This is a genomic window from bacterium (assembly GCA_030652805.1).
Taxonomy (GTDB): domain Bacteria; phylum JAHJDO01; class JAHJDO01; order JAHJDO01; family JAHJDO01; genus JAHJDO01.
This window is the reverse complement of the sequence record JAUSPT010000102.1, coordinates 24,145-31,312: the sequence shown is the minus strand read 5'-3', so window position 1 is coordinate 31,312 and position 7,168 is coordinate 24,145. Positions and strand designations below refer to the sequence as shown.

At 36.6% G+C, this 7,168-nt stretch carries 7 protein-coding genes; all 7 read left to right on the top strand.

Going from position 1 to position 7,168, the window contains the following annotated elements; translation table 11 throughout:
* The first annotated feature begins 273 nt into the window (after positions 1-273).
* From Q7J67_10245 to Q7J67_10215, 7 genes are read left to right on the top strand one after another with little or no spacing between them, the layout of a single operon-like run.
* Complete coding sequence (locus Q7J67_10245; protein MDO9465659.1) at positions 274-483, top strand: hypothetical protein; 210 nt, start codon at positions 274-276, stop codon at positions 481-483.
* A complete protein-coding gene (locus Q7J67_10240) occupies positions 480-3,104 on the top strand; it encodes a DEAD/DEAH box helicase family protein (GenBank protein ID MDO9465658.1) in 2,625 nt (874 codons plus the stop codon). The genes Q7J67_10245 and Q7J67_10240 overlap by 4 nt, the downstream gene beginning before the upstream one ends.
* A gap of 9 nt (positions 3,105-3,113) precedes the next feature.
* On the top strand, positions 3,114-3,641 hold the full coding sequence (gene cobU / locus Q7J67_10235; protein MDO9465657.1) for a bifunctional adenosylcobinamide kinase/adenosylcobinamide-phosphate guanylyltransferase: 528 nt from the start codon (positions 3,114-3,116) through the stop codon (positions 3,639-3,641).
* Between the two features lie 3 nt (positions 3,642-3,644).
* The gene (locus tag Q7J67_10230; protein ID MDO9465656.1) at positions 3,645-4,742 is read left to right on the top strand and encodes a glycosyltransferase family 4 protein; all 1,098 of its coding nucleotides are present in this window, start codon (positions 3,645-3,647) and stop codon (positions 4,740-4,742) included.
* Positions 4,723-5,589 (top strand): carboxylating nicotinate-nucleotide diphosphorylase, encoded by an 867-nt coding sequence (gene nadC, locus Q7J67_10225; GenBank protein MDO9465655.1) that lies wholly within the window; start codon positions 4,723-4,725, stop codon positions 5,587-5,589. The genes Q7J67_10230 and nadC overlap by 20 nt, the downstream gene beginning before the upstream one ends.
* A gap of 27 nt (positions 5,590-5,616) precedes the next feature.
* A complete protein-coding gene (locus Q7J67_10220; protein ID MDO9465654.1) occupies positions 5,617-6,408 on the top strand; it encodes a biotin--[acetyl-CoA-carboxylase] ligase in 792 nt (263 codons plus the stop codon).
* A complete protein-coding gene (locus tag Q7J67_10215) occupies positions 6,392-7,159 on the top strand; it encodes a type III pantothenate kinase (GenBank protein ID MDO9465653.1) in 768 nt (255 codons plus the stop codon). Before Q7J67_10220 ends, Q7J67_10215 begins: the two co-directional genes overlap by 17 nt.
* Positions 7,160-7,168: the final 9 nt, after the last annotated feature.

Genomic DNA, 7,168 nt, shown 5'->3' with positions numbered 1-7,168 from the left:
AAAAAAATGATACTATATATCAATATCAATCAAGCTGGAAAGGAGGTGGCAGAGAGCTTGAATTGTCGTGGCGTTTCTACGTATAAAGTAAAAATGCAAAAAAAGTTGAAAAGATCAACTTTTTATAACTAAACTATAACGGATAATCAAAACCTTAATGGAACAAGCGGGCTTAACGCTGAATACATCAAGAATGGTATTATGCGCTTTGTTAGTGGCCAGTATTCAACAAATAAATATTTAAACGGCATGATTGGCTTTGTAGTTGAACAAATGAATATCGCTAACAACATCAAAAACATTAACAGATTATTAAGCAATAATTTCGCAGATGCAAATACTAAAAAGCAACTAACATCTGTTGGTTTTATTAAAGATTTTAGATATCAATATTATTCGATTCATAATGATATTAAGAAAAAAGAAATAAAACTTTATCACTTAATGTTTGATTTTTCCAAGAATATTGAGAAGTTAAATTGAAACTCCATTTTGACCCCAACCAGCAGTTTCAGATTGATGCGATAAATTCTACTGTCGGCATATTTGAAGGACAGCCATTAAATACGGGCGATTTCAGTTTTACCATTGAAAGCGAAGGGTTTTTATCGCCGGACGGCGGTATAGGTAACCGGCTTACAATCGCAGATGAGCAAATACTAAAAAATGTTCGGGCGATGCAGGAGAAAAACGAAATTCCGGTATCAAATAAACTTGACGGAATGCATTTTTCCGTTGAAATGGAAACAGGGACAGGCAAAACCTATGTTTATCTCAGAACGATTTATGAACTAAACAGGAAATACGGCTTCAAAAAGTTTGTTGTTGTTGTCCCTTCAATAGCCATTCGTGAGGGCGTACTAAAAAATCTTGAAATTACCTTTGAGCATTTTCAAAGCTTATATGACAAAGTTCCCGTAAACTTCGTGGTGTATGATTCAAAACGGGTTTCGAATTTAAGGAATTTTGCAATCAGCAATACAATTCAGATTCTCGTTATCAATATTGATTCCTTTGCGAAAGATGAAAATATAATCAACAAACCTAATGATAAATTGACGGGTAAGCGCCCGATTGAATTCATACAGGCGACAAACCCGTTTGTAATAGTGGACGAACCGCAGAATATGGAAACGGATATAAGAAAAAAAGCCATTGAAAATCTGAATCCGCTTTGCACATTGCGTTATTCAGCTACACACATAAACCGCTATAACATGATTTACAGTCTTGATCCGGTAAAAGCTTATGACCTCGGGTTGGTTAAACAGATAGAGGTTGACTCGGTTGTTACTGAAAATGATTTTAATGAGGCTTATGTTTCTCTAAAAAAAACGAGCGCGACCAAAACAAAAACTTCCGCAAAAATAAGCATTGATGTGAATACAAAGGACGGCGTGAAAAGAAAAGCCGTTACTGCAAAAGTCGGCGACGATTTATACGAGCTTTCCTGTAAAAGGGAAATATATAAAGACGGGTATATTGTAAACGGCATTGATGTTGAGGAAGGTTTTATTGACCTTTCAAACGGAGAAACAGTATTCACAGGCGATACTCTCGGCGGTCTTAGCGATGAGGTTATGAAAACTCAATTACGAAAGACCGTAGAGGAACATTTATTCAAGGGAAAAAGATTAAAGGACAGGGGCATAAAAGTACTCTCCTTAATTTTTATCGACAGAGTTGCCAATTACCGCGATTATGACAATGACGGGAAGCCCGTTAAAGGCAAATTTGCAAAATGGTTTGAAGAAATTTACAGGGAAATCTCAGGCAAACCGGTATTTAAAGGCGTAATTCCCTTTGATGCGGAAGAAGTCCATAACGGATATTTCTCGGCTGATAAGAAAGGCAGATGGAAAGATACAATGGGGAATACTCAGGCTGATAGCGATACCTTTAAACTTATTATGAAAAACAAAGAGCAGCTTCTGGATATTAATGAGCCGCTAAGGGTTATATTTAGTCATTCCGCTTTAAGAGAAGGATGGGACAATCCGAATGTTTTTCAGATTTGCACTCTGAATGAAACGAAGTCCGAACTTAAAAAAAGGCAGGAAATAGGCAGAGGATTAAGACTTTCCGTCAATCAGGAAGGTGTCAGAATTCAGGATAGAAATATTAACCGTCTGACTGTTGTAGCAAATGAAGCTTATGAGGACTTTGCAAAGCAGCTGCAAACCGAGATTGAAGAAGATTGCGGAGTTTCGTTTAAAGGACGAATTAAGAACAAACAAAAAAGAGCAACGGTCAAATACCGCAAAGGTTTTGAATTGGATGAGAAATTTAAAGAAATCCGGGACAGAATTAAACACAAGACTATATACAGCGTACGCTATGAAACACAAGAATTAATTCAAAAGGCTGCAAAAGCCGTTAAAGAAATGCCAGCCGTAAAAAAAACGGTAATTAAAACAACAAAAACGGTATTGGAATTTGATGATGCCGGCATTGTGGCCGAACCAAAGGCATCTTATATTAGTTCGCTTGACGGGATTTTTAAGATACCGGATTTATTGTCATATATCCAGGAAAGAACAGAGTTGACCCGTTCTACGATACTGGGAATTCTTGTCAGATCCGGAAGAATAGGCGATGTGTTAGTTAATCCGCAGTATTTTCTTGATAATTCAATCAAGGCTATAAATGAGGTGCTTAATGATTTAATGATTGACGGTATCAAATATGAAAAAATCGGCTCAAAAGAATATGAAATGAGGTTGTTCGAGGATTACGAGATACATATCAATGATTTAACCTTTGAAATATCGAAAGAAGATAAGACGATTTACAGTAAGCTGGTAGCGCTTGATTCAAATGTGGAATACGAGTTTGCAAAAGAGTGTGAAAACAGGGATGATATTGAATTCTATTTTAAACTGCCGTTCTGGTTTAAAATTAAAACACCTATCGGAAGTTATAACCCCGACTGGGCGTTAATAAAAAAGAACGAAAAGACGGTTTATTTTGTGGCTGAAACAAAATCAGCGGGGCAGGAATTAAGAATTACTGAGAAACAAAAAATAAAATGCGGTTATGCGCATTTTAATGAGTTTGAAGATGTTAAATATAGACAGGTAGCAACAGTAGGTGAGTTGGATTAGGAATTCCTTATGGCTAAAATAGTTCTCATTACAGGCGGGGCAAGAAGTGGTAAGAGCAGTTTTGCAGAGAAATTAGCATCAACACTTGGAAAGGATGTTATCTTTTTGGCTACTGCAGAAGCCATGGATAAAGAGATGGCGGACAGAATCAAGAAGCATAAATCAAAGAGAAGCCTGACATGGAAGACAGTTGAAGAGCCGATAAATATTAACATTTTAAACAAATTTAAAAACTTTGAAGGTGCTGTTATTTTGGATTGCGTCACATTGTGGCTGTCTAATATGATACATAAATTCGGTGTTGAAGGGGCGGAAGACCACATTCTTGGGGATATTCGGACGCTATTAAAAACAGTAAAAACTTCCAAATTTACACTTATTGTGGTGAGTAATGAGTTAGGACTGGGCATAGTCCCTGAAAACAGATTGGCACGTGAATTCAGAGATATTGCTGGAAGATGCAACCAACTCATCGCATGCATGGCAGATGAAGTGTATTTTATGGTTTCAGGCATAGAACTTAAAATAAAAGGATAAGCTTTGAATATTCTTCATATAAATACAGAATGTGGCTGGAGGGGCGGGGAAGTCCAGATGATGTATCTTATGAATGGCTTAAGAGACAGGAATCACGAAAATATTGTATCCGTTCAGCCAAATAGCGTGCTGGTAAGAAAGGCTATTAACAATAATTTCAGAGTGTGTCCTGTAGTAATGCGGGGAGAATTGGATTTTAAGGCTATTAGAGGTATCTGCAGAGTAATAACCGATGAACGAATAGATATTGTTCATGCGCATACATCTCATGCACACACAATTGGAGCAATTGCTGCAAAGATAAAGAAGGTTCCTTTTGTTGTCACGCGCAGGGTTGATTTTGGGGTTGCACGTAATGTTTTTTCAAACATAAAATATAATTATCTTGCGAATAAGATAATTGCAATATCCAATGCTATTAAAAATATACTGATAAATGCAGGTGTTTCTCAGACCAAAATAAATGTTGTTTACAGCGGAATAGATATAGGAAAATTTGGCAGCATAGGTAATACTCAATATTTACACGAAGAGTTTAATTTATCAAAATATTCGCCGATTATTGGTACAATTGCGCATCTGACGGATCACAAGGGGCATAAATATCTACTTAATGCTGTTCCTGAGGTGTTAAAAATATTTCCAAATGCGGTTTTTCTCATTATTGGCAAAGGGGAACTGGAAGAAGCCTTGAAAAAACAGGTTAAGGAATTAGATATCACAGAAAATGTAATCTTTACCGGGTTTCGAAAAGATATTGGTGAATTATTATCAATAATGGACCTTTTTGTTCTTCCTTCTCATCTTGAAGGATTATGCACTTCTCTTATGGATGCGATGCTAATGAGGCTACCAGTTGTTGCGACAACAGCTGGCGGAATACCAGAAGTTGTTGTGGATAAAGAAACAGGTATTCTTGCCCCACCTAAGAATCCAAAAGCACTGGCAGATGCTATTATACAGTTGCTCTCCAATAAAGAAGAGGCAAAGGAAATGGGGGAGAGGGGACTGGGGCGAGTAAAAACAGTGTTTAACGTGTCCAGAATGGTTAAAGGAACAGAGAAGGTATATATGAGGTTATATGAACATATCACGAAATAGAGTTAAGGAACTTGTTACTGCAGCCTTAAAAGAAGATATTTGGAAGGGGGATGTTACTACAGAAGCTTGTGCTTTTCAAAAGAGGAATGCTAAAGCTAAAATTATAGTAAAGCAGCGGGGAGTAATTGCCGGACTGGAAATAGCAAAGGCTGTATTTGAAACACTTGATAATAAGATTAACTTCCAATTCTTAGTTAAGGATGGAACAGAGGTTAAGAAAGGGGATGTAATAGCTGAATTATCAGGACATGTAACTCCCATTTTGGCTGGAGAAAGAACAGCTCTTAATTTTTTGCAAAGGCTTTCAGGAATCGCAACATTAACAAGAGAGTATGTAGAAAAAGTCAAACCTTATAAAGCAAGAATATTTGACACAAGAAAAACTACTCCCGGATTGCGCGATATAGAAAAATATGCGGTAAGCGTTGGCGGAGGGCAGAATCATAGAATGGGGCTTTATGATATGGTATTAATAAAAGATAATCATCTAAAGATAGCGAATGGGAATATAGAGGAACTTGTGCAGACTATTAGAAGGAAAGTTCCCAAAAACATAAAGATTGAGATAGAAGCAGAGAATTTATCGCAGTTTAGGGAAGCGCTCCAATCCAAAGTGGATATAATCATGCTGGACAACATGGACATACAGACTATCAAAAAGGCGGTTTCCTTAATTAATAATTCAAAATTCAAAATTAAAAATTTACCAGAGATAGAGGTCTCCGGAGATGTAACTCTTGATAACGTTGAAAAGATAGCAAAATGCGGGGTTGATAGAATTTCTGTTGGCAAGCTAACTCATTCCGCAAAATCAATGGATATATCATTAAGAATTCTTAATTCTTAATTCTTAATTTTTAATTGGATATGGAATATGGAAGAGTTTTCTGAAGACACAATCAAAGCTGGTCTAGGGACCCAGATAATAGGGCAGAAAATATATATTTATAATAAAACATCTTCCACAAGTGATGTAGCGTTATCGTTGGCTGAAAGACATAATACAGAAGGTGTTGTTATTCTAGCAGAAGGGCAAACAAAAGGAAGAGGTAGATTAGGTCGAGTGTGGTTTTCTCTGCCACAAAAGTGCATTCTGTGCTCAATTATATTGAAATCAAATATGCTTTCAGAAAGACTAAATCTGCTCACTATTGGAGCATCTGTTGCTATTTGTAAGGCAATAAGGGAGACAACATTTCTACCTGCTTATATTAAGTGGCCAAATGATGTAGTAATAAGAGGGAAAAAAGTTTGTGGAATTCTTATAGAAAAAAGAAGAACGAAAACTGGTTTTATAGTTATAGGCTTTGGAATAAATGTGAATTTAGATGAAGATGATTTTCCAAGTGATTTATGTGGTAAAGCTACCTCGTTAAAAATGGAATGCGCTAAGAAAGTATCACGAGTGAAGCTCATACAGAAAGTGTTATTTGAAATAGAGAAGGTTTCTTTATATCTAAAAAAGGGAGAAGGAAGTCTGCTGTTTGAGGAATGGAAAGAAATGTCTTCTATTCTTGGCAAACAAGTCAGAGCGATTTTGCAAAATGAGGTTGTAGAAGGTCAAGCAGTTGGAATCGACCCTGATGGCGCCTTGATTCTCAGGTTAGATTCCGGTATATCCAGACGTATTACAGAGGGAACAATTGAGTATGTTATTTGCCGTTGATGTAGGAAATACAAGTATTAGTGCAGGCGTATTTGCCAATGACCTATTGGTATCTAAAATATGCATAGAAACAAAAAAAAAGCATGATATTGAATATTATTTCAAAAAGTTAAACAATTTTCTAATTGAATCAAATCTTAAGAAAGATGAAATAACAGGTTTTATAATATCTTCTGTTGTACCGGACATGACGAAATTATTCATAAGACTATCTAAAGAATACTTTAACATCGTTCCGCTGGTAGTTGACTATAAGACAAAAACCGGTTTAAAGATAACATATGCTGCACCTTCTCAGGTTGGGAGTGATAGAATAGTCAATGCTGTAGCTGCATATAACCTGTATGGAGCTCCTGCAATAGTTGTTGATTGCGGAACAGCCATTACATTTGATCTGGTATCTAAAGAACGTGAATACCTGGGAGGGGTAATATGTCCTGGCATAGGAATGTCTCTTAATGCGCTTTACAGAGATACTGCCTTACTGCCGAAGGTAGCAGCGATCTCAAAGCCCACGTCAATTATTGGAAAGAACACTACTCAGAGCATACAAATAGGGATTGTGTACGGATTCAGCTCAATGATAGACGGCATAGTAGAAAGATTAAAGAGGGAATTTTCCACAGTACCAAAGGTTATTGGTACAGGCGGCTGGTCATCGCTGATAAGTCAATATTCAAAAAGCATACAAAAAACAGATCCAGATCTTACTTTGCAAGGTCTCAGGCTGATTTTTGATATGAAAAAATAAAGTTAAAAC

Coding starts and splice junctions, on each gene's coding strand:
- Q7J67_10245 (MDO9465659.1), top strand. CDS start 274: ATGAATATCGCTAACAACATCAAAAACATTAACAGATTATTAAGCAAT.
- cobU (MDO9465657.1), top strand. CDS start 3,114: ATGGCTAAAATAGTTCTCATTACAGGCGGGGCAAGAAGTGGTAAGAGC.
- nadC (MDO9465655.1), top strand. CDS start 4,723: ATGAACATATCACGAAATAGAGTTAAGGAACTTGTTACTGCAGCCTTA.
- Q7J67_10220 (MDO9465654.1), top strand. CDS start 5,617: ATGGAAGAGTTTTCTGAAGACACAATCAAAGCTGGTCTAGGGACCCAG.
- Q7J67_10215 (MDO9465653.1), top strand. CDS start 6,392: ATGTTATTTGCCGTTGATGTAGGAAATACAAGTATTAGTGCAGGCGTA.